We start from the raw sequence: 20,596 nt of genomic DNA on the forward strand, positions 1-20,596 counted from the left end.
CAAAGGCATTGCGCAGTGTTTCCGGAAGATTTAGCGTTGACCTGTCGCCATTAACCGCGGATCGCCGTACCTGGCAGACGCAGGCGCAAACCTGCTTTGAGACCTTCGGCACCGATATTATTCAGTGCCTTCAGATCATCAACCGTGGTGCCATAGCGTTTAGCCAGTGAGTACAGGGTTTCGCCCTGAGTTACAAAATGCTCGGGCGGACGTGTTGCCGAAGCCGCACGAGGCTGATAGGCTGCCGCACGTACTGCCGGTGCAGCCTGCTGAGCCATCGCAGGTGCACGCACCGTTGCGGTAGCCGGGCGTACGGCACCCTGATAGCCTGTGGGCGCGGTCTGGGCAACGTAACGTACCGATTCACGATTGACAGGCGGCGTACGAACCTCGTTCTGGGCAACCAGCGCGGCCAGCGGATCATCGCCTGCCGCAGGCGCATTACGCGGCGCCGGCTGATTGCCTCCTGTGTCCCACACCACTGCACGCGGGGTCGCCCCAGAAGAACTACGTGTATTGCTTGCAACCTGACGCGACTCCAGCGCAGCACCGGAGGTCTGGCGTAGGGTCGACGTCGGCGCATTGCCAGCGTAAGCGCGTGGCTCGATCACAGGCGTGACAGCAGCAGGTGAAACGGGCGGCGGACTATTGTCTGCCAGCATGCTGTCAGAATCACGTCGGTTGCCGTCAGGCGCCGTTGGCGGCAGACCGCGAGGGACAATCGAATCGGTGTCGAAGTCACGCTGCACCGGCAGCATGAGTGTACGTGAAGAGAGTGCAACGCTCTGGCGGGACGAATAGCCGTTCAGCGATTTGAGTTTGCTCAGCGAAATGCCATGCGCCTGGGCAATGGCCGCGAGCGACTCACCAGGAGCCGGCTGATAGCCTTTATAGGTTGCCAGCGGACCCGAATAGTTAGCCAGATTCTTTTTGTACGTTTTGACTGCCGACACCGGCAACAGAATATTAGGATCGTGCGAAGCCAGCAGCGTCGGTCGGTTGAACGACGGGTTCAGCTCCTTGAAATCGGCCACAGAGATGCCTGCCAGGCGCGCCATGACAGCAACGTCAATATCCTTGGAACGCTTTACTTGCTCAAAATAAGGTTTGTCCGGAATCGCAGGCAGTGTAATACCGTACTTGGCCGGATTCGCCACGATATTGCGAATGGCCATGAGCTTGGGCACATAATTGCGTGTCTCGGACGGCATTCTCAGATCCAGATACCCGCCACCACTGGAACGTGCACGGGCGCGCTGCACGGCACCCTCGCCCCAGTTGTAGGAGGCCAGTGCCAAGTGCCAGTCATTGCCCTGGAATGTATACAAATAGGACAGATAATCGAGCGCGGCGCGGGTGGACTCGACCGGATCGCGCCTATCGTCTTTCCACCAGTCCTGCTTCAGATTGTAATGGGTGCCGGTGCTGGGAATAAACTGCCACAAACCTGCCGCCCGGGAACGGGACAATGCCTGAGCGTTATAGGCGCTCTCAACGAATGGCAGCAGCGCCAGTTCGGTAGGCATATTGCGTTTTTCAAGCTCTTTCGTAATGTGGTAAATGTACTTGCCCGAGCGGGAAGCCATGGTTTGGACAGAACCCGGGCGGGCAGCGTAGTAGTTGGTCCAATAAGCGACTTTTTCATCCTGCAGGGGGGGCATATCGAAGCCCTTGCGTACGCGATCCCAGACATCGCGATTCGGGCCATGGTAACTGACCTTATCGCTGTATTTGCCCCCGGATGAGGCGCAACCGGTCAGCGCGACAACACAACCCACCAGAAAAAATCGTACTAATTTCATATAGTCTGTCTCAGAAATGGTTTTTCCACTCACGTAATACTTCAAGTACATTCTCTGGGTGGGCCAGAGCATGACCAATATGCTGTTCGGCTGCGCTAATAACAACCGGTTCATCCGTTCGCATGAAAGGATTGGTTTTGAGTTCGTGTTCCAGCGATGTTGGAACGGTAGCCTGATTGCTGGTGCGCAATGTTTCTGCTTCGCGCTGCCATTGCTCCAGATCAGGGTTGTGCGGATCGACGGTGCGTGCCCAGCGGATATTCCCCAAGGTGTATTCGTGAGCACAGTAGACGGACGTATTGTGAGGCAATTTTCTAAATTTATCAAGGCTTTGTTGCATTTGTCTAGAATTTCCTTCAAATAGTCTGCCGCAGCCTGTCGCGAACAGGGTATCGCCGCAAAACAGCACATTTCGCCCATCAACCTGCCCAAAGTAGGCAATATGATCCAGCGTATGCCCGGGAACTTCCAAAACAGTAAACTGCCCTAATATATTCAGATTGACGTGATCCCCTTCCCTGAGTGTTACATTGCGACAGGGAATGGCGGGCCCCGGCGGGCCATAAACCGTCGCTCCGGTCTGCTGAACCAGCTCGGCTACGCCGCCGACATGATCGGCGTGGTGGTGAGTGAGGAGAATATTTCTCAGGGTTAACCCTTGATCGCGCAGGTATGCCAGCACCGGAGCCGCATCACCCGGATCAACGACAGTCGCCTGATCAGCCTGTACAATTGCCCAGATATAATTGTCGCTGAACGCGCTGATCGGCCAGATTTTTGTAGTCATCAGATAGTCACTTTACTTAAGGTGCCGCATTTATACCGAGGAATCAGTGAAACAAATCCATTCGCGAATTATCAATCTGGCAGATTGGTTCAATACGGACCCGGGACAGCGCGTCATACAGTGGGAATCATCAAAATTCGATCAGATCGTGGCCGACTCTTTCGGATTCAACGCGGTCCAGGTCGGGCTGCCTGACTGGAATTTTTTGCATCATAACAGAATGCGCACCAAAATCATTCTGACAGATGACCGCTTTAAAAATTGCCTCCACTATCCCAACACGCATTTTGTCCAGGCGCAGCTGGACGCCCTGCCGCTGGCTTCCAATTCCATCGATTTGCTCATTCTGCCCCATATTCTGGAATGCGCGGATAATCCGCACGTGGTGTTGCGGGAAGCAGAAAGAGTATTGGTCCACGAAGGCCGCCTGATTATCTCGGGCTTCAACCCCTGGAGCCTGTGGGGGCTGCGCTCGCGCATGCCCCTGCGCAAGCCATGGATGCCCGTGGCCGCATCACGCCAGGTATCGGTCACCCGCCTGAAGGACTGGATGAAATTGCTCTCATTTGAGGTAGACCGGGGCTACTTTGGCTGTTACACTCCCGCCTGCAATACGGAGCGGTGGCTGAACCGGTGGGACTTCATGAACAAGGCGGGTGATCGATGGTGGCCCGTGGCCGGCGCCGTGTACCTGCTGGCTGCGGTCAAACGCACCCATGGCATCACACTGATCGGCCCCTCCTGGAAAGGCAAGAAGAAGAAAAAATTCGCCCGCGGCGAAGCCGCCATATCCCGTCGCGAAGTACGTCAGCTTTTTAAAGAACCACATGGATAAACCACAAGTCAATATCTGGACAGACGGCGCCTGCAAAGGCAACCCCGGCCCCGGCGGCTGGGGCGTACTGTTACGCCAGGGCCCGCATGAAAAAACCCTTTTCGGCGGCGAGGCGCAAACCACCAACAATCGTATGGAAATGATGGCCGTCGTAGAAGCGTTGCGGGCATTGAAACGCAGTTGCAATGTCACCCTGCATGTGGACTCGCAATACGTTCAGAAGGGCATCTGTGAATGGATGACAGGCTGGCAGGCGCGCAACTGGAAGACGGCCGATAAAAAGCCGGTCAAAAACGTCGACCTGTGGCTATTGCTCAATGAACAGATTGCCCGGCACGATGTCACCTGGAAGTGGGTCAAAGGCCATGCCGGTGACCCCGGTAACGAGCGGGCTGACCAACTGGCCAACCAGGGCGTGGAGCTGGTTCGGAAACAGAAACCCGCGGCGCAGGTTTAAGGCAGAGGGCCCGATGCCGGGCAGGTCTCACGGCGGCCGGCCTCTCCCGGTTAGTCTCTCCCCGGTTAGTCTCTCCCCGGTTAGTCTCTCCCCGGTTAGTCTCTCCCCGGTTAGTCTCACTCAGGTCAGGCTCACTCCAATTGATCTTACTCCGCCTGATCCGACCAAACGGCAAGCTCATGACCATCCGGGTCGGCAAAATGAAAACGCCGCCCGCCAGGAAACGCGAACACGGGTTTAACAATCCGGCCTCCGGCGCGCTCGATACGTGCCTGCATTTGCGCCAGATCATCCGCATATAGTATGACCAGGGGGCCGCCGGGGCTGATGGGCTCGCCCTGGGCGAAGCCACCCGTGAAACGGCCGTCGGTGAATTCGCTGTAATGAGGGCCATAGTCCTTGAAGGTCCAGCCAAAAGCGTCGGCATAAAACGAGCATGAACGGGCGATGTCGCTGACGGTAAACTCAATATAGTCGAGCTTCCCGTTTTTGTCCTGAGGGTTCATATCCTGCACTCCTGTTTATCAGGGCATGCGTGTCACACCCTGCAATAAAGTTGGCCGGCTACCCGGGCCTGGTCAGGCACGCTTTACCGATCAGTCGCAACCCATGCGACGCGCTCTTTCCCGATGTGCGTCGGCGCGCTGGTCGGCACTGTTGCGGGAGAGGAAATTGTCCCCTGCGCCGGGTGCCGGCGCCATCATGATGCGTGAGTTAAGACGCCCGCATTCCGCATTTTTTGAATGATCGGTACCGGTTGAGCAGGCGGCGATCAGCCCCAGCCCGATGATGCAGATCACGCGACCTGCCGTATTTTTAAACATAACGATCCTGTGGTTCAACCGAAAGTGCAAAGCTTTTTAACGCTTTGTGTTCGTAATTGCTGCAGGCGAAACTGCGCTGCAGAGATGGAGGACTGCTTCTGGCTCTCATCCGGTCCGAATAGGGCGTCACTGCCGCGCAATTGATCAACAATCAGGTTTAGCTTATCGCTTTCGCGTCCGATCTGCTTGCAGCTCATCGCCTCCAACTGTGAATCGGACAACGGCGCGACCACCGGCGGAACGGCACATGCAGCCAGCAGCGAGCATGTGCCGGCAAGCAACAACAGGGTTTTTCTCATCATGCAATATCCAGACAAAGTAACCGAATGCACTGCGTGATCAGCAAAAGCTGGAATCGCAGACACCAGGCAGGATTAAGTATCTGGTATTTTATAGGCTCCCTGCCACGCTGTCACATATCGGCAGCGAATGCAGGCAGAAAACCGACGCCAGCGCAAGCGCACTGTGTCGGCGCCTGTCTACGTTGCACCGGACCGAAGCCTTGCGCACGGCAGGTATGCTGGGTGACGATGTAGCGAGCACCCCACCTGCACTTCAGACAACCCTATACACTCAGCACCGGAATGAACCCGCCGTATATCATGCGCTTGCCATCGAACGGCGCAGGATTGGCGTCAGGCTGCATCCGTGGATCTTCCATCATCTTCTTCATGCCCACATCGTGTACCTCTTTGGAAGGCCAGGTAATCCACGCAAACACCACTGTTTCATCGGGCTTGCATTGCACCGCCATGGGAAAGGAAGTGAGCTTGCCCTCTGGCACCTCGTCTCCCCAGCACTCGACTACACTCAATGCACCCAGCTCCTTGAAAATCTCCGCAGCCATGGTGGCATGTTTAATATATTCCTCACGTTTGGCGTTCGGCACCGCAGCAACAAAACCATCGACATATTTCATGTGTATTCTCCCTTGGTATGTGAGCGACAGACGCTGTCGTCTACAACCACAGTATGCGGATAAACCGTTAGGCTGAACATAGGCTGATACGACAACATCAGGGGAGAAATACGACAGTTGTCATAACGTCCGGCATCCCAGGGTACACGGGGTTACCACGGCTCGGGTCATGCACGGACACACCGTCCCCTGACCCGCCCGAGCCCCAAAATCTTGCAAAATGTAAAAAATCGGTATTGTCTTTATGATGTCATTTGAGTGGGTTATTTCTAGACTGAAAAAACTGCCCTACTCGTGCGAGACACCTCACCCGAGGATTGGCTGACCCGAAAATAAACATGACAGACGAAAGACCGCATATCGAACGTTTACAGCATCGCGCCAGCAGAATGATCTGGCTGGGTTTTGCAGCGATCCCGTTTTCCCTGCTCAGCATGTATCCGGTTCTCGTCCATCCAGGGGAATCCGTTTACGCGCCCATCCTGCTCCTATGCGCGCCGCTTGTAGTGGCAGCGCTTTTGTTTGGTCTGGGATTACGCGTATCGCACCGCGCCCTGCAGTTGAACAATACGCGCAACACCCGTATCCTGAAAAACAGCGAAATGCGCAGCTTGCTATTGGTTAGCATAGAGGACACGCATCATGTCATTAACAGCAAGCCGGTATTGCGCCTGAGCTTGTCCGACCCGCAAGCGCCGCATCGACAATACAAAATCACCGAACCCGTTTCCGCACTACACTTGCGTGATCTGCAGGCGGGCAAGGCGGTGCCGGTGCTATTTCTGGACGACGGACGCGAATTGCGACTGGGACTGGATCCGCAGTCCTCGCAACAGGACTGGGGCTTTCTGTCCCGATTCATTCGTGAAGAACAACAACAAGCAGCAGCGTGAAATCAAATTGTCATATCGATGTCGTAATGCTTTGCGACAATAGACGGCATTATCCACTTACCCGTACAGGAGTCAATGAATGCTGGTGACCCGCCCTCAACTACCGGCCTACGATCCGATACAGCTCGTGGGCCAGGTCCTCAGTATTGATAATGGCATTTGTACGGTACACTGCGACGGTGCCAACTGGCATTGCACCCGGGCGCTCAGTTGTCTGGTCGAACCGCAAATCGGAGATGAAGTCCTGATCAGCGGTCCGGATCGCGATCGCGTTTTCTTGCTTGCCATCATTGCCCGCCCTGAAAACACGACCGTCACACTCTCGGTAACCGGGGATATGGCGATCCGCAGCGAAGCGGGCGCCGTGAGCGTGCATTCAGCAAAGCTGACCCATATCCACAGTGATCAGGCGGTCAAGCTGACTGCTCCAAGCCATGAGCAGGAAAACGATTCGGCCATCATGAAGATAGGCCAGATGAACTATCTGGGAAAAAAACTCGACGCCGTCGTCGGCAGCACAGACTTTTTCTCGAATGTGATCGGACTGATGTCGGACAGCTTCAAAAGCGTGGCGCGGCTTTGTTTCCGACATGTCAAGGAAGTCGATCACGTCAGGGCACAGACCATCGACTACGAAGCAGAGAAACTGACCCGGGTACATGGTGGCTATACCACCCTGACCGCACAGGAAGTCATGAAAATCAACGGCGATCAGATTCACATGAGTTGATCCCCACGTACGTGGTTCGATAAGCAATAATGAAAACAGTCAAACCTCTACGACTGGGCGTCTTAACCCGCCCATTCGGGTTACAGGAAAAAAGCTATCTGGGTGTCGTCGTATATGCGCTGGTGGATTTCAATGGCGAATCCCCGAAACTCGTACCCGATGCCGAGCTGACCACTCATCTTTTGCAGGACATGGATTGCGAAGGTATTCTGGATCTCGTTCTGCCAAAACCTGTACCGGAGTTTCTTGTCAGCGGCAACGCCTATACCGCACATCAGCAGGATAAAACGCGTTGCGCGGTACGGGTACAGGTAGACAAACTGGAAAAAAGTTTGCTGGTTTCCGGCGAGCGCTACTGGCTGAACGGTACCATGACCTCACCCCAGGCATTCGATGAAATGCCTGTCAGCTGGAGCCATGCATACGGGGGTGCGGATTTCGCCGAAAACCCGGCCGGCAAGGGTCGCGATCGGGAGTGGATCAATGGCAGCTGGGTGCGGCGCTTACCCAACGTAGAGGCGCCCGCCAGTACCATGCATCGACAGGATCAGGCAATACTTCCTGCCTCTTTCGGCCCGGTCCTTTTGACACGCCCACGCCGTTACTCGCAGGTAGGCACGTTCAGCCAGGAATGGATGCAAAACGACATGAACGCATTCTTCCCCGATATGGACCCTCGGCTGTTCAACGCAGCCGAACCCGATCAACGCTGGCCAGACCGCGATAGCTTGCCTTTAGGCGCATCGTTTCGCATATGGAATATGCATCCCGAACAGCATTGCTGGAGCGGCATCCTGCCTGACTGGAAGGCGAGATGCTTCGTATTGCAGCAAATGTCCAGTGCCAGAGAACCGGAACACGAAGCATTCCTGGAGGTCGACCTGAGGCCGACCACAGTATGGTTCTTGCCGAATATCCGGCACGCTATTCTGATGTATCATGGCGCGTTGCCCGTTGCACAGTCCTACGCGGAAGACGCGTTGGCCATACTGCCGGCCATGGAACTGCCGGACCAGCCAAAAACCAAGTCCTATTACCGACAGATTTTTGATCAGCGCAACGACATGGAAACGGGCGCCCTGTATACCTTGCGTGATCGTGACCTGATTCCCAAATCCATCATGGGAGACTGGCTGGATACCAAGCCCCAGTTGCAAAGCCCATTCCTGGACAACGCGCATAAATTCGAGCAGCGCAAAAGAGCGCAGATCCGTGCCTTTCTGAATAAACATGGCACGAGCCTTCCGGACAGCGAACGCGATGAGCTCAATGCGCTGGTTCCCGAGTTTGTCGGTCCGCCCTTTCCCGCAGATCCGGAGCATATGCCCGAATTGCACGAACGGATGCAAAAACTCAAGGCCGATGCGATGGCACAATTGGAAGCGCAAAAACAGAGCGCGCGCCAACAATTGTCGGAACTGAATGCCGTCGACCCGCAACACACCGGATCGAAGGACGCCGAAGGGGCTGCGCCCGCACTGGACGCCGCGCAGATTGAAGAGATCGGCAGGCACATTGATTCGCCCGCCCCGGCCGATCGTCAACAAATGCAGGATGCTTTCGGAGAATTAACGAAACAGCAGGAAAAGCTCGAAGCCGACTGGGAAAAATGGTCACAGCAACACGGAGACCCGGATAATACGACGACAAAACTGAAAGACATGAAGCAGCAGCGGGAGCAATCACGCAAGCAACTGGGGAAAATCAATCTGTATTCGGCGCACCTGATCGGCGGAAAAATCATTGTCGACAGCCATGTCGCTGACAAAAAACGGTCCGAAGCACAACAACGTTATGCTGAAGGACAGTCCATGCAGGACATGAATCTTGCCGGCGCAAATCTGTCAAACCTGGAATTTGTCGATGCAGACATCTCGGGTTCGGACTTATCCGGCGCCGATCTGACCGGTGCTGTCTTTCGGCGTTGCAATCTTACAAATGTCATCCTCAGCAGAGCCTCTATCCAGGACGCAAGCTTTACCGATTGCGAATTGAACGGCACTAACCTGGGCGAAACCCAGGTTGAAAGAAGCAATTTCTCCGGCTCCAGACTGAAAAATGTCATTTTGCACAAAACCGAATTTTCCCGTTGCGATTTCCGGCAAACCCGGTGGCAGGATATCCTGAACAATACGCATGCGCGATTCTCGGCATGCCGCTTTGATGCATCCAGCGCCGACAAAACTGTTTTCGTGCAGTGCCACTTTGAAAATAGCAGCTTTTATCAGGCAAAATTCTCACAGACTATCTTCCAGCAAACGACACTGGTCAATGTGAATTTCGAACAATCGCAGCAGAAAAGCGCCGGATTTGTTGCCTGCGATATGGACACCATTAACTTTTCGCAAGCGCGGCTTGATGGCGTATCGTTCATATACAAGCTGAACATTCGGCACTGCGCATTCCGGGAAACCAGACTAAAAGGCTGCAGCTTCAAGGGCACCGTCCTGCACGGCATCCAGGCTCAGAAGGCTCGCCTGCAGTACTGCGACCTGACACTGGCCGATCTGCGCTACGCCGACTTCACGGGCGCAGATATGCATCATTGCGTGCTCAAATCCGCCAATCTTCGCGATAGTCTTTTTAATCAGGCCGACTTCACCTCCGCTATTTTGACCAAGGCGGATTTGCGCGGTGCGGATCTGCGTTATGCGAACTTTTGTACAGCCGACATTTCCGAAGTACGCATGGATAACACAACCTTGATCGAAAATATCTACACCGAGCATACCAAGCGCTATCCGCTATACCGGGAACCATTCGCACAACAGGATGGCGCACGCCCATGATTTCGCCCTCGACCCGCCAACAGTTCTTTGACTGCCTTGATAGTTACGAGCCGATACAGGAAAAAAATTTTGCCGGTCTTTCCCTTGGAAACACAGAGCTGTCGGGTCGCGTTTTCGAAAAGGTCGATTTCACCGGAGCCGACTTTAGCGGATCGCGCCTGGATAACATCGTTTTCACCAACTGCCGCTTTGACAGCAGCGTTTTTGAACGCGCAGACTTGCTGCGTTGCCTGTTTTCGGGATGTGAGCTAACCGCAAGCCGTTTCTCCCATGCCTCGCTCAGGGAATGTTCCATTGTCGAAAGCCAACTGGCAAAAGCGCTTTTCTCAGAAGCAATCCTGGATAGCTGCACCTTCGGCCAGACGAACCTGAGCGCCGCCATTCTGTCGCAAACGGAATGCAAAAAAACGACTTTTTTCGAAACCGATCTGACGCAGACCGATTTTGTCGGTAGTACGTTTGAAATCAGCGTCTTTTTCCGCAACGACCTGAGACAGACACGGTTCGATGATTGCTATTTCGAAAAAACCGTTATGAACGAAACCCTGCTCGCCGGGCAACGTTTCACCGGACTGACGTTTCAGCACTGTCCTTTCGTCAAGAGCGATTTGAAGCAGGCCATTTTCCAGGACTGTTACCTTGCCGGATGCAATTTCCAGGAAAGTCAGCTGAACAACGCCCTATTCAGCGCATGCGATTGCACCAATGCCATATTCATCGAGTCAGACGCGCCGTCAGTCCGGTTTTCGGACACCCAGCTATCGCAAAGCATGTGGATACAGGCCGTGGCCACCGACGCCCACTTCACAGACTGTAATATGACAGAAAGCATCCTGCATGAAGCTAATTGTGAAAACGCCCGGTGGAACCGTTCGGATCTGACCCGGGCCGATTTTTCCCGAGCCAATCTGCGCCATACTCAGTTTGAATCAGTCACACTGCGTGACACGCTATTTCATCGGGCCCTGGTTTCCGACGGCGCATTGCTACGCAAACCTGGCGCTTTGCCGCAACGAGATTACCTGCATGAGGCCGAGCTATGGACGCAACAGGCAAGGTCCCGATGACCATCCCGCGTTGATCGTCTGAGTGACAGGAAGCAACGCCTCGCAGCCAGGCTCGCGCAACAGGTTTCGGGAAAGGCGTTGTTCAGGCAAAAACAAAAATCCGGTTAGGGGACGGGATCAGATTGGTGGACAAAACGCCATTGATAATATTGCTCAAACCCATGGAAATCCAGCGACAAACCGGTAAGGCACCGGAAAACACCCGGAAGCTGACATTGATGAATTTGGTCGCAAAGCATTTGACCACGGGCACCAGCACGCCCAATATCCCGGTTTCATTGGCCCAGGTTATCATCGTAGGCATGGGGCAGCACTCCAAATCCAGCCCGGGCGTAAACACCCGGGAAAGCGGATTGGGGATCATGGTGATTTTAGGACCAAAATTGGGGCGAGGCCCCAGTATCATCACATCGACCAGCGTCACACTTGATCCGATTCGGCCCTGTAAAATTGGCATTTAATTGTTCTCCGTCAAGCAAATAGTTTCAAACCGGCAAGGGTAACGCCCAGGCCCTGTAATGTGGTTTTCGCGGCTGTTGTTTTCAGATCGATCCCGTCCGCCTTCCAACTCGCCCCGCTAACATCGACTTTCACCGCCTGATTGCTGAACTTCAGTCCCGTTAAGGCCAGATTCAAGCCGTCCAGCTGCATGGCGATACCCCGGAGCGCGACTCGAAGCGGCTGTACTTGAATTGCCAGGCTCGAATAACCAAAATTCACCGCCCAGGTCACCGATACCTTGATCGGCATTACGTCATAGCCAAGAATCGTAACCGCCTTGTAATCGATACCGGAAACGGTGGTGTCCCTGCCAGCCTTATAGTTATTGACTGCGTGCGAGGTCACATTTTTTATCTCGCCGCTGGACGCGGTAATCGTATACTTTTTGCACAGGATCTCAAAGTCCTGTTTCGTTGCATCAAAAAGCACCTTTCCTCCGTGCTTCGACGTAAAGGTATTTTCATACGTATGTGTCGCCGCGCCCGTTACCGTGACATCTTCTGTCTCTGCAACGGTGCGCGTCAGTTTGTTTTTGTAGTGCAGCGTCGCAGCCTCTTTCACGTCCTGATGCAGCGTACCGTCTATGGTGTGGTGTTCATTCGATTTCACATAAACGGTATTGGTGCCTTCCTCGACTCGAAAAACATTATTGCCGGTGATGATCTTTGTTGTCGCGCCACCCTTGATATGGTCTGTCAGGCCAGAAGCAGTAATGTCTCTATGCACACCCGCGTCAAACGTTTCCTTTTCATGTCCGACAATATGCGTAGTGCGGGTGCCCGTTACATCCCGCGTCTCAGTCTCGCCCACCGTCGTTTTCAAATTGGCGCCTACGGTGACCGTCAGATTGCGTACCACGTTCAACACCATATCCAGCTGCGCACGCATATCCACCAGTTCCTGGCCCAGCTTATCTTCGAAGATCATCTGGTTACGCATGCTGGGATCGCCGAATACAGACTGGCTGCGAAAGCCACTCTGCGTTGCATTGGCCGGCAACGATACCGGCGGCATGTTCTGCGCGTTATACACCCGCCCCAGAATCACCGGCCGATCCGGATTTCCGCCGATAAAATCAACCACCACTTCGTCGTTGATACGCGGCAGTTGCAGTCCGCCGAAACCACCACCTGCCCATGGGCTGGATACACGAATCCAGCAAGAGCTGTTCTCGTCCCCGGTCGCCTGGCGATCCCAGTGGAACATGACCTTGATACGGCCATATTGATCGGTCCACAACTCTTCACCCGCAGGCCCGACGACACGAGCCGTTTGCGGCCCACTGGTTTTGGGCTGAGGCGTTACGCGGGGCGCGCGAAATTGAATATTGGATGGCAAGGCACGGAAGATCACTTCAAAATGATCCTCTTGTTCAGTACCGGTAGAATAACCGGCCACGCTCATGTTATAGCTGGCCGATACACAAAGGTATTCGCGGTTTTCGGTACGACGGGGATGGTTACGCAGCTTGAAATTGCGTCCAGGCTCTACAGCGCGGATATTGCAGATGCCAAGCACCTGCTCTCTTGCGCCCTGTATTTCCTGTAGTCGCAGACGAGCATATTTTTCACCGTGGTCGGCTTCCTGGTACCCGCCCTGCCACTCGTAGATTTCCAGCTTGTCGGTGTTGGCCGTTTCGGCATTCTTGCTGGTCGAATCCAGACGTGCGCTCGGCTTGCGGAAATCGTAGTCAACCGTGGCGTAGCCGCCCGGCGTGATCTGCGCCTGTACATGCCAGTCTGAGACGAATTCTTCATGCGCCAGCATGTGCATCTGGCCATCGTAGAACGTATAGGTATCGTGACCGGGCGCGGGCTCATGCGTAGACATATCGTCTGTCAGCACCAGTGTGTGCTCGCCGTTCTCATGACGGAACCAGTAATAGATACCCTCATGCTCCATCAATCGACTGACAAAATCGAAATCTGATTCCTGATACTGTACGCAATATTCCCAATTGCGATACGACTCGGTCAGATTGTATTCCACCGGGAAGCTGTAAGCACCCAGCACCTGCTTGAGAATATCAACCACCGATTTATTCTGGAAAATGCGATTATCTCTGGATTGAGTCAGATACCAGAGAGACGGTCTTACGGTCGCGCGATAAACATAATATTCGGAATTGAGTAATTCACGCCCCACCAGCTCGAACCGGATGATCTGGCCATTCAGGTAATGCGGTGCACCGCTGGCGGTTTCCACCTGCAATGTGAGTGGCTTGCCCAGCAGCGACCGGACATCCAGCATATAGGTTTTAGCGACCAGTTCGACATTGAACTCAAATAATTCCGAGAGCCCGGCCTGCCCTTTCATGCTTTTGAAGTGAAGCACCTCGGGCATCGGTGTATGCGCGATAACGGGCCGGTTCTGTAACTGAGGGATATCCATGTTCATCTCTCGCGCTGGGCGCGTGCTGGTCGATCAAAAAAAGGGGCGGATTTGCGTGTATGAGCGATGCTCATCGTTTGTGATCAGGACTGCCTGTCAAATGGGCCTCTGTCCAACATGATCAATAGTCAGCTATTGCAGTTGCTATTGATTCATCTGATCGGGACAGCACAAATCATAGGCAGGCTTTATGTCAGAATAATTACCTGAATAAGTCGTCATCCCTTGGGTAAGCGCCTATACGCCCGCAAACCACCGTATAACACGCTGACAGCAGCGGCGCGCACCATAGAAGGAACACACTTTTACATATGAAATATTCTCTAATATATGAAATGAGGCATAAAAGCAGCATTCCCGTGCACTTTGACCAGACCGGACCGGACGCTTCGTCGTGTCGTTCGGAAGTCGCCACTGACCAATTCTGAAGTGCAGCCATTGATTCAATCAGCAACGATTTAACCTGCTCTGATAGCAGTATGTACTGTTATTATTTCTGTCATATTACTGACGTAATATGATGATGATTGTTTCGGCATCCTCCCTGTACTACAACGATTGTCGGATACAGATATCGCGGTGAACTTACGTTTATGTCCAATACAAAAAGTACTGCCCGCCTGGGCTGGAAATTATTTGCTCTTTCCTGGATCCCCTTTATTGGAATCTTTTCCTATGTCTTCTATCCAGTAGAAGATTGGCTACCGCCGATTTCGATATATTGTCTGGTGATCTCAATGAGCATGATGCTCGGCGGCATCATATTGATTCTTATATCGCTATCGGCTGGCGCCAGCGATAATCGACGGGTCCGCGAGACCGGCGAGCGTGGCCAGGCCACTATCCTGTCGGTGGAAGATTCAGGTACCCGGATCAATGATCATTTCGTATTAAACGTGGGTGTTCGCATTACACCCACTTTCGGCCCGGCCTTCGAGACCGTATGCAGCCAGGTTATTCCAATCTACCATATGGCGCAGATCCAGAAAAACAATACGGTGAACGTGCTGTACCTGAAAGAGACACAGGAAGCAGTGATTGATTTTGATTGATGGGTTGCCTTAGAATCCGGTATCTGAAGCTGTAAGCTGAAAGCAGAACCGGGTTGCAGAGCATAGTACCCATGCTCTTCAGATTGTCCTGCGGACGATAGGAAAATGGCCAGAGCGCAGTTGCCAGAAAGAGGCGACAAAAAATAGAAAAAAACAGAGGCAAAAAAAAGAGACCTTTAACACCACTGACAGGCCCTGCTTGCTGCGTATGGGATTTGAGCCTGCCACCGGATTAAAGGTCCAGACAAATAGTATTGCTGTGATCGGTTATTTACCTTGATCTGGGTAAATTTTTTTGCATTTTTTGCAAAAAAATGGCGATATTTTTTTCTCTATGTTGACCGAATGCCATCGAAACGACTCATCCGCTGACACAACGTGCGCCAGCGAAAGTGCACACGGCTTTTTATCAGGCCACACCCTCCCAGGCCTTCCGAATCACGGCGGCACTGGCGGCCAGTGCATCCTCCTCGCGTGACGACAGGGCCGGCATATAGGTTTCCAGCACCCCTTCCCTGCTCAATAGCGAGGGTAGCGACAATGTCGTCTCATACGCCTCAATATGAGATCCGATAGGCACGACCAGTCTTTCATTGTTCAGGATCGTACTGGTAATGTGCGCCGTGACCATACCAATGCCCAGTTGACTGGCGCCGGTGCCTTCAATAATGCTGATATTGGCAAACCGGACTTCTTCTTCGATTTTATTCTGGAATGCCTCACAATCCTTTTCATTGACATCCAGCACGCGCGCCAGCGGCACACCGCCGATACGGACTCCAGACCAGATAAACACCTGAGACGTACCGTGTTCACCCAGGACCATCGCTTCAACGGCAGAAGGATGCACGCCTGCGTGACGGGCGATATGAAATCGCATGCGCTGAGAATCGAGCAATGTGCCCGAACTGAGCACATGCGCACCGTTGCTGTAGTGGCGCGCCACCTCGGCCAGTGGGTCTGGCGGATCGGTTACCACCAGAATAATGGCCCCCGGCGCGACCGCATTAATCTTCGGAATGATGTCCTGGTAGATTTTTGCATTATCCTCCAGCAGCCGCAAGCGACCAGCGTCGTCACTGCGATCGGTCGCACCACCGGTTTTTTCATTCACGCCTACCGTGACAATTACCAGATGACACCGGTCCAGATCTTCATAGTGTCCCGCCCGTACATGAACGGCCGGCAACAAGGTGGCCCCATATTGAATGTCCGTTGCCATTCCCTGCGCCCTTTTGTGATTGCGATTAACCAGGACAATCTCGCGAGCGCCTCCCGCATAAACCAGGGAAGTTAAGCAGGCACGCCCTACCGCACCAGCACCAATCAAACCGATCTTCATACCGACTCTCCGTTGCATTACGCTAAAAGCAATCTGCCCAGTTTATCGCAGCAACACATACCGGTTGTATGCATTCGTGTTAAAACACAATTGAATAATAAATACAATTAGGCATTTATCTGCCTCGTGATCCATCAGCCTGCTTGCCACTGCGGCTGATGATAACGCCGAGAACCGATTTCCAACCTGAACAGCACTGCTGCTGGCCACAGAGGTGACCGCCATGAAATTCCGTGTTTTTATGCTGGTTGTGATTGGTTTTATCACGCTCTCGATTATCGCCGGTGCGGTCTGGCTCCTGTCGCTCCCGGTACCGGGCAGCCACACGCCTGCGCCCGGGCCAGATCAGGACGAGTATGCAACAACGCTTGCTGCTCTTGCTCCGGCTGAACACCGGCGCCCTCTCATTGCCATTATCGGGATCAACGACGCCACCGAAACCACAGACTACCTGATGCCCTATGGCATTCTCAAGCGCGCCGATATTGCCGATGTGATGACGCTTGCCACGCATGACGGACCGGTCAGCCTATATCCGGCCCTCACCGTGCAGCCTGACACCACTGTCGCACAGTTTGATCGCCGCTATCCGGATGGCGCAGACTATGTCATCGTGCCGGCGATGAGTCGTGACGATGACCCTGCCGTTATGGCATGGCTGCAGCAACAGAAAGCCAAAGGAGCCATTATTATCGGCGTCTGCGCAGGTGCAAAAGTCGTAGCCGAAGCGGGGCTGCTCAATGGTAAACGCGCCACCACCCACTGGTACTATCTGAAAGAACTGCTGCAGAAACATCCCGATATCAATTATGTGGCAAACCGGCGCTGGGTGATAGACAATGGTGTGGTCACCACAACCGGCATCACGGCCTCCATCCCCACCATGCTTACGCTTATCGAAGCGATTGCCGGTCGTGAGAAGGCACAGCAGGCTGGCCAGGATCTGGGCGTGATGCAGTGGAGTGCCGCGCACGACAGTCAATCGTTCCGCTTCACCCGTCCCTTTGCGCTTACGGTGATTCAAAATACGATGGCATTCTGGCATAGAGAAAAATTGCTTATGCCGCTACATACAGGCATTGACGAAGTCGCGCTGGCCATGGTGGCAGACGCCTGGACCCGCACCTATCGCTCGCGTGTCGCTACATCTGCGCCCAATAAGGAACCCATCATCTCGCGCAACGGCATGCACATCATCGCCGACGCCGTGAGTACATCATCAGATAACCGTAGCGAGGTTCCCGCGGTGGATATGGCGCACCCGGCCACCGCACTGACCGACACGCTAGGCGCCATCAGCAAGCGCTATGGCGAACCGACCGCCCGCGTGGTGGCCATGCAGCTCGAGTATCCCTGGCCCGGACCTAAATCGAAGCTCCCGGCCAATGACAATTGAAAACAAGTACCGGAGCCACTCGTGCACAGCCGTGAGTGGCGCCCAGGCCTGCATATAATAGAAACGATGAGATGTAGAAGGGATGACAAGTGCCCCCCACTTCATTACTCATCCTCCACGAACCTGGACTGGCATAAAAATAATGGATATTAATTACCTGCAGAGTTTCATCACGGTTGTCGAAGCCGGCTCGTTTGCCGAGGCCGGCCGGCGGCTTGATCTGACCTCCGCTGCCGTGGCCGCGCGCATTAAGGCGCTGGAAGACGATATGGGTGTCGAACTGGTTCGGCGCTCCGGTCGATCGGTAAAGCCCACCGCCAGCGGCATGCGGATTATCGAAAGCACGCGTTCAGTCGTCAGGCAGATCAGGGATATGCGCGCCATGGCCATGGATCGCAGCAATCAGGGCGAATTGCGTCTGGGCTGCTTCGCATCTGCACTAACCAATATTCTGCCCCCTATCCTGAAGCGGCTCTATGATATTTATCCGGAAACATCGGTTTTTGTAACGCCGGGCGCTTCCATCGAACTGTGCCGCAAGGTCGCCGCCGGCGAACTGGACGCAGCGATTGTGGTCGAACCGCAGTTTGCCGTGGCCAAACATTGTGTCTGGCAAAAATTTATGGAGGAGCCGCTGGTGGTGATTGCACCTGCGCATATGCTGGGTCGCGATGCTCATGATGTTCTGAGCAGCGAACCCTTTCTGCGCTATGATCGCAGCGTCTATGGCGGACAACTGGCCGATCGCTATCTGCGCGACCACGACCTGCATCCCCGGCAACGACTGGAGATCAACAGCCTGTCTTCAATTGCAGTCATGGTGCACGAAGGCCTGGGCGTCTCCTTGCTGCCCGACTGGTCTACCATGTGGCAATCACTGGAGATCATCCAGATTCCACTGCCGGGCAGAACGCTGGTCCGGCGCAATGGGCTGGTCTGGAACCAGCATGGGCATCAGGCAAAGCTGGCGGCCTGTATCCACGAGCAGGCCCGGGTGGTATTCGGCACGGGCAGTTGATTGATACTCGCGCCGGCGCCCCGCAACCGGGGCCCTGCACAACGTTGCCCTAACGCGGCACCGTGCCTTTGGTTTGCGCCGCCCGCAGAAAATCAAAATCCACGCCCTTATCGGCCTGCGTCACGGTATCCAGAAACAGCTTCTGGTAACCACGCTCGGCACTTGGCACGACGACCGGAGCCTGTTCACGACGCGACGCCAGCTCCTGCTCGCTAACCAGCAGGGAAATCTCGCGTCGGCTCACGCTCAGGCGGATTCGGTCGCCATTGTGCACATAGGCCAGCGGCCCGCCAATGGCCGACTCCGGCGTGACATGCAGCACGATCGTACCGAAGGCGGTACCACTCATGCGACCGTCAGAGATACGCACAATATCCTTCACACCCTGAATCGCCAGTTTACGCGGAATGGGAATATAGCCCGCTTCAGGCATGCCCGGCGCGCCTTTGGGGCCGATGTTTTTAAGAACAAGAATATCGTCAGCCGTCACATCCAGATCATCCGAATCAATGCGCGCGGCCAGATCGGCCGCATCTTCGAACACGACCGCACGCCCTTCGTGCTCCATCAGGCCGGCATTGGCCGAAGACTGCTTGATGATGGCGCCACCGGGCGCCAGGTTGCCTTGCAGCACCGCAATCCCGCCCTGCGGATAGATTGGATTGGCGGCACTTTTTACCACTGTCTGCGCAAACCCCGGGCCCGCCAGTTCAATTTCTTCTCCCATGGTACGTCCGGTGACCGTCAGCGCATCGAGCTTGAGCAGCGGTTTGAGCTCGCGCAGCAACGTTGCCATACCCCCTGCCTTATGAAAATCTTCCATATAGTGCTGGCCCGAAGGCTTCAGATCAAGCAGCACCGGCGTGTCCCTGCCCATGCGATCGAGCGCCTGCAGATCGATATCCAGCCCAACCCGTCCGGCAATGGCGGCAAGATGCACAATGCCGTTGGTGGAGCCGCCGATGGCCAGCAATACCCGCATGGCATTTTCAAAGGCATCGGGCGTCAGGATTTTATCAATCGTCAGATGATCGCGCGCCATCTGCACGGCCTGGGCGCCGGTCAGCTCAGCGATGCGCATGCGATCCGCCGTCACGGCAGGCGGACTCGCACCACCGGGCAGACTCATGCCCAGTGCCTCGCTCAGACACGCCATGGTGCTGGCTGTCCCCATCACTGAACAGGTACCCACACTGGCCACCAGTTGATTATTCACATCTGCAATTTCCTGGTCATCTATCTCCTGCGCCCGGAATTTTCCCCAATAGCGACGGCAATCGGTGCAGGCACCCACTCTTTCTGAACGGTGCGAGCCGGTGAGCATGGAACCGGTAACCAGTTCAATCGCCGGAATCCCTGCCGATGCGGCACCCATCAACTGGGCCGGTACGGTCTTATCACAGCCGCCAATCAGCACGATCGCATCCATTGGCTGGGCCCGGATCATCTCTTCGGTATCCATGGACATGAGATTGCGCAGGTACATGCTGGTTGGATAGGAAAAGCTTTCGTGAATGGAGATGGTGGGAAAATCCAGCGGCAGGCCACCGGCCAGCATAATGCCCCGCTTCACCGCCTCCAGCAATTGCGGCATATTGCCATGGCAGGGGTTGTAGGCACTGCCGGTATTGGCAATACCAACCACCGGGCGGGTCAGCGCTGAGTCTGAATACCCGGCTCCCTTGATAAACGCTTTTCTCAGGAACAGAGAAAAGCCATTGTCGCCGTAACTGGTCAGGCCCTTTTTTAATCCTGCTGCGGGTTTGTCATCCGACTGATTGCCTCTGGACATG

General features: G+C 54.6%; 19 protein-coding genes. 9 read left to right on the forward strand and 10 right to left on the reverse strand.

The genetic code is table 11. The annotated features are described in order from the left end of the window. Window positions 1–50: 50 nt before the first annotated feature. On the reverse strand, window positions 51–1,802 hold the full coding sequence (locus tag MIM_RS15035; RefSeq protein ID WP_025373584.1) for a lytic transglycosylase: 1,752 nt from the start codon (window positions 1,800–1,802) through the stop codon (window positions 51–53). 10 nt (window positions 1,803–1,812) lie between these two features. Continuing rightward, window positions 1,813–2,589, reverse strand: coding sequence for a hydroxyacylglutathione hydrolase (gloB, locus tag MIM_RS15040; RefSeq protein ID WP_025373585.1), 777 nt, complete (start codon window positions 2,587–2,589; stop codon window positions 1,813–1,815). 46 nt (window positions 2,590–2,635) lie between these two features. On the opposite strand from gloB, the gene MIM_RS15045 reads away from it, so the two are divergent. Then, the gene (locus MIM_RS15045; RefSeq protein ID WP_025373586.1) at window positions 2,636–3,424 is read left to right on the forward strand and encodes a class I SAM-dependent methyltransferase; all 789 of its coding nucleotides are present in this window, start codon (window positions 2,636–2,638) and stop codon (window positions 3,422–3,424) included. Continuing rightward, window positions 3,417–3,881 (forward strand): ribonuclease HI, encoded by a 465-nt coding sequence (rnhA, locus tag MIM_RS15050; RefSeq protein ID WP_025373587.1) that lies wholly within the window; start codon window positions 3,417–3,419, stop codon window positions 3,879–3,881. The genes MIM_RS15045 and rnhA overlap by 8 nt, the downstream gene beginning before the upstream one ends. A 146-nt stretch (window positions 3,882–4,027) precedes the next feature. Here rnhA and MIM_RS15060 read toward each other — a convergent pair whose 3' ends face one another. From MIM_RS15060 to MIM_RS15075, 4 genes are all read right to left on the reverse strand, one after another. Then, entirely contained in the window at window positions 4,028–4,387 is a 360-nt protein-coding gene (locus tag MIM_RS15060) for a VOC family protein (protein WP_042070391.1), read from the reverse strand. 90 nt (window positions 4,388–4,477) lie between these two features. Further along, window positions 4,478–4,705, reverse strand: a complete 228-nt coding sequence (locus MIM_RS15065; protein ID WP_025373589.1) for a hypothetical protein — start codon at window positions 4,703–4,705, stop codon at window positions 4,478–4,480. A gap of 14 nt (window positions 4,706–4,719) precedes the next feature. Further along, window positions 4,720–5,007: a hypothetical protein gene (locus MIM_RS15070; protein WP_025373590.1), complete on the reverse strand. Its 288-nt coding sequence runs from the start codon at window positions 5,005–5,007 to the stop codon at window positions 4,720–4,722. A 263-nt stretch (window positions 5,008–5,270) separates the two neighbouring features. After that, window positions 5,271–5,624, reverse strand: a complete 354-nt coding sequence (locus tag MIM_RS15075) for a DUF1428 domain-containing protein (protein WP_025373591.1) — start codon at window positions 5,622–5,624, stop codon at window positions 5,271–5,273. A gap of 338 nt (window positions 5,625–5,962) precedes the next feature. On the opposite strand from MIM_RS15075, the gene MIM_RS15080 reads away from it, so the two are divergent. The 4 genes from MIM_RS15080 to MIM_RS15100 all read left to right on the forward strand — a co-directional run bounded on the left by MIM_RS15080 (window position 5,963) and on the right by MIM_RS15100 (window position 11,103). After that, window positions 5,963–6,517 (forward strand): hypothetical protein, encoded by a 555-nt coding sequence (locus MIM_RS15080; RefSeq protein ID WP_025373592.1) that lies wholly within the window; start codon window positions 5,963–5,965, stop codon window positions 6,515–6,517. A 79-nt stretch (window positions 6,518–6,596) separates the two neighbouring features. Then, window positions 6,597–7,247 carry a DUF3540 domain-containing protein gene (locus tag MIM_RS15085; protein ID WP_025373593.1) on the forward strand — a complete coding sequence of 217 codons (651 nt, stop codon included), beginning with the start codon at window positions 6,597–6,599 and terminating at the stop codon, window positions 7,245–7,247. A gap of 29 nt (window positions 7,248–7,276) precedes the next feature. Next, window positions 7,277–10,036, forward strand: coding sequence for a DUF2169 family type VI secretion system accessory protein (locus MIM_RS22215; protein WP_025373594.1), 2,760 nt, complete (start codon window positions 7,277–7,279; stop codon window positions 10,034–10,036). Continuing rightward, on the forward strand, window positions 10,033–11,103 hold the full coding sequence (locus tag MIM_RS15100) for a pentapeptide repeat-containing protein (protein ID WP_025373595.1): 1,071 nt from the start codon (window positions 10,033–10,035) through the stop codon (window positions 11,101–11,103). Before MIM_RS22215 ends, MIM_RS15100 begins: the two co-directional genes overlap by 4 nt. 82 nt (window positions 11,104–11,185) lie before the next feature. Here the strand turns inward: MIM_RS15100 and MIM_RS15105 are convergent, their stop codons facing one another. Further along, window positions 11,186–11,560, reverse strand: a complete 375-nt coding sequence (locus tag MIM_RS15105; protein WP_025373596.1) for a hypothetical protein — start codon at window positions 11,558–11,560, stop codon at window positions 11,186–11,188. Window positions 11,561–11,574: 14 nt separating this feature from the next. Further along, window positions 11,575–13,995 carry a type VI secretion system Vgr family protein gene (locus tag MIM_RS15110; protein ID WP_025373597.1) on the reverse strand — a complete coding sequence of 807 codons (2,421 nt, stop codon included), beginning with the start codon at window positions 13,993–13,995 and terminating at the stop codon, window positions 11,575–11,577. 737 nt (window positions 13,996–14,732) lie between these two features. Between MIM_RS15110 and MIM_RS15115 the strand changes: the two genes are divergently transcribed. After that, entirely contained in the window at window positions 14,733–15,047 is a 315-nt protein-coding gene (locus tag MIM_RS15115; RefSeq protein ID WP_144084656.1) for a hypothetical protein, read from the forward strand. 409 nt (window positions 15,048–15,456) lie between these two features. On the opposite strand, the gene MIM_RS15120 is transcribed toward MIM_RS15115, so the two are convergent. Beyond that, window positions 15,457–16,407 carry a lactate/malate family dehydrogenase gene (locus tag MIM_RS15120; RefSeq protein ID WP_144084657.1) on the reverse strand — a complete coding sequence of 317 codons (951 nt, stop codon included), beginning with the start codon at window positions 16,405–16,407 and terminating at the stop codon, window positions 15,457–15,459. Window positions 16,408–16,612: 205 nt separating this feature from the next. Here MIM_RS15120 and MIM_RS15130 point away from each other — a divergent pair, with 205 nt between their 5' ends. Together MIM_RS15130 and MIM_RS15135 are read left to right on the forward strand one after the other, a co-directional pair. Continuing rightward, window positions 16,613–17,785, forward strand: coding sequence for a DJ-1/PfpI family protein (locus MIM_RS15130; protein WP_025373601.1), 1,173 nt, complete (start codon window positions 16,613–16,615; stop codon window positions 17,783–17,785). 142 nt (window positions 17,786–17,927) lie between these two features. Continuing rightward, window positions 17,928–18,803, forward strand: coding sequence for a LysR family transcriptional regulator (locus MIM_RS15135; RefSeq protein ID WP_025373602.1), 876 nt, complete (start codon window positions 17,928–17,930; stop codon window positions 18,801–18,803). A gap of 49 nt (window positions 18,804–18,852) precedes the next feature. Here the strand turns inward: MIM_RS15135 and MIM_RS15140 are convergent, their stop codons facing one another. Next, window positions 18,853–20,595, reverse strand: a complete 1,743-nt coding sequence (locus MIM_RS15140) for an IlvD/Edd family dehydratase (RefSeq protein ID WP_025373603.1) — start codon at window positions 20,593–20,595, stop codon at window positions 18,853–18,855. Between the last annotated feature and the right edge of the window lies 1 nt (window position 20,596).

The organism is Advenella mimigardefordensis DPN7 (assembly GCF_000521505.1).
In the GTDB taxonomy this organism is placed as follows: Bacteria; Pseudomonadota; Gammaproteobacteria; order Burkholderiales; family Burkholderiaceae_B; genus Advenella; species Advenella mimigardefordensis.

What these genes read in the sequence shown, in the direction of transcription:
- MIM_RS22215 (WP_025373594.1), top strand. Translation starts at nt 7,277, where the DNA reads ATGAAAACAGTCAAACCTCTACGACTGGGCGTCTTAACCCGCCCATTC.
- MIM_RS15105 (WP_025373596.1), bottom strand. Translation starts at nt 11,560, where the DNA reads ATGCCAATTTTACAGGGCCGAATCGGATCAAGTGTGACGCTGGTCGAT.
- MIM_RS15070 (WP_025373590.1), bottom strand. Translation starts at nt 5,007, where the DNA reads ATGATGAGAAAAACCCTGTTGTTGCTTGCCGGCACATGCTCGCTGCTG.
- MIM_RS15065 (WP_025373589.1), bottom strand. Translation starts at nt 4,705, where the DNA reads ATGTTTAAAAATACGGCAGGTCGCGTGATCTGCATCATCGGGCTGGGG.
- MIM_RS15035 (WP_025373584.1), bottom strand. Translation starts at nt 1,802, where the DNA reads ATGAAATTAGTACGATTTTTTCTGGTGGGTTGTGTTGTCGCGCTGACC.
- rnhA (WP_025373587.1), top strand. Translation starts at nt 3,417, where the DNA reads ATGGATAAACCACAAGTCAATATCTGGACAGACGGCGCCTGCAAAGGC.
- MIM_RS15140 (WP_025373603.1), bottom strand. Translation starts at nt 20,595, where the DNA reads ATGTCCAGAGGCAATCAGTCGGATGACAAACCCGCAGCAGGATTAAAA.
- gloB (WP_025373585.1), bottom strand. Translation starts at nt 2,589, where the DNA reads ATGACTACAAAAATCTGGCCGATCAGCGCGTTCAGCGACAATTATATC.
- MIM_RS15075 (WP_025373591.1), bottom strand. Translation starts at nt 5,624, where the DNA reads ATGAAATATGTCGATGGTTTTGTTGCTGCGGTGCCGAACGCCAAACGT.
- MIM_RS15135 (WP_025373602.1), top strand. Translation starts at nt 17,928, where the DNA reads ATGGATATTAATTACCTGCAGAGTTTCATCACGGTTGTCGAAGCCGGC.
- MIM_RS15080 (WP_025373592.1), top strand. Translation starts at nt 5,963, where the DNA reads ATGACAGACGAAAGACCGCATATCGAACGTTTACAGCATCGCGCCAGC.
- MIM_RS15060 (WP_042070391.1), bottom strand. Translation starts at nt 4,387, where the DNA reads ATGAACCCTCAGGACAAAAACGGGAAGCTCGACTATATTGAGTTTACC.
- MIM_RS15130 (WP_025373601.1), top strand. Translation starts at nt 16,613, where the DNA reads ATGAAATTCCGTGTTTTTATGCTGGTTGTGATTGGTTTTATCACGCTC.
- MIM_RS15120 (WP_144084657.1), bottom strand. Translation starts at nt 16,407, where the DNA reads ATGCAACGGAGAGTCGGTATGAAGATCGGTTTGATTGGTGCTGGTGCG.
- MIM_RS15085 (WP_025373593.1), top strand. Translation starts at nt 6,597, where the DNA reads ATGCTGGTGACCCGCCCTCAACTACCGGCCTACGATCCGATACAGCTC.
- MIM_RS15100 (WP_025373595.1), top strand. Translation starts at nt 10,033, where the DNA reads ATGATTTCGCCCTCGACCCGCCAACAGTTCTTTGACTGCCTTGATAGT.
- MIM_RS15115 (WP_144084656.1), top strand. Translation starts at nt 14,733, where the DNA reads ATGAGCATGATGCTCGGCGGCATCATATTGATTCTTATATCGCTATCG.
- MIM_RS15110 (WP_025373597.1), bottom strand. Translation starts at nt 13,995, where the DNA reads ATGGATATCCCTCAGTTACAGAACCGGCCCGTTATCGCGCATACACCG.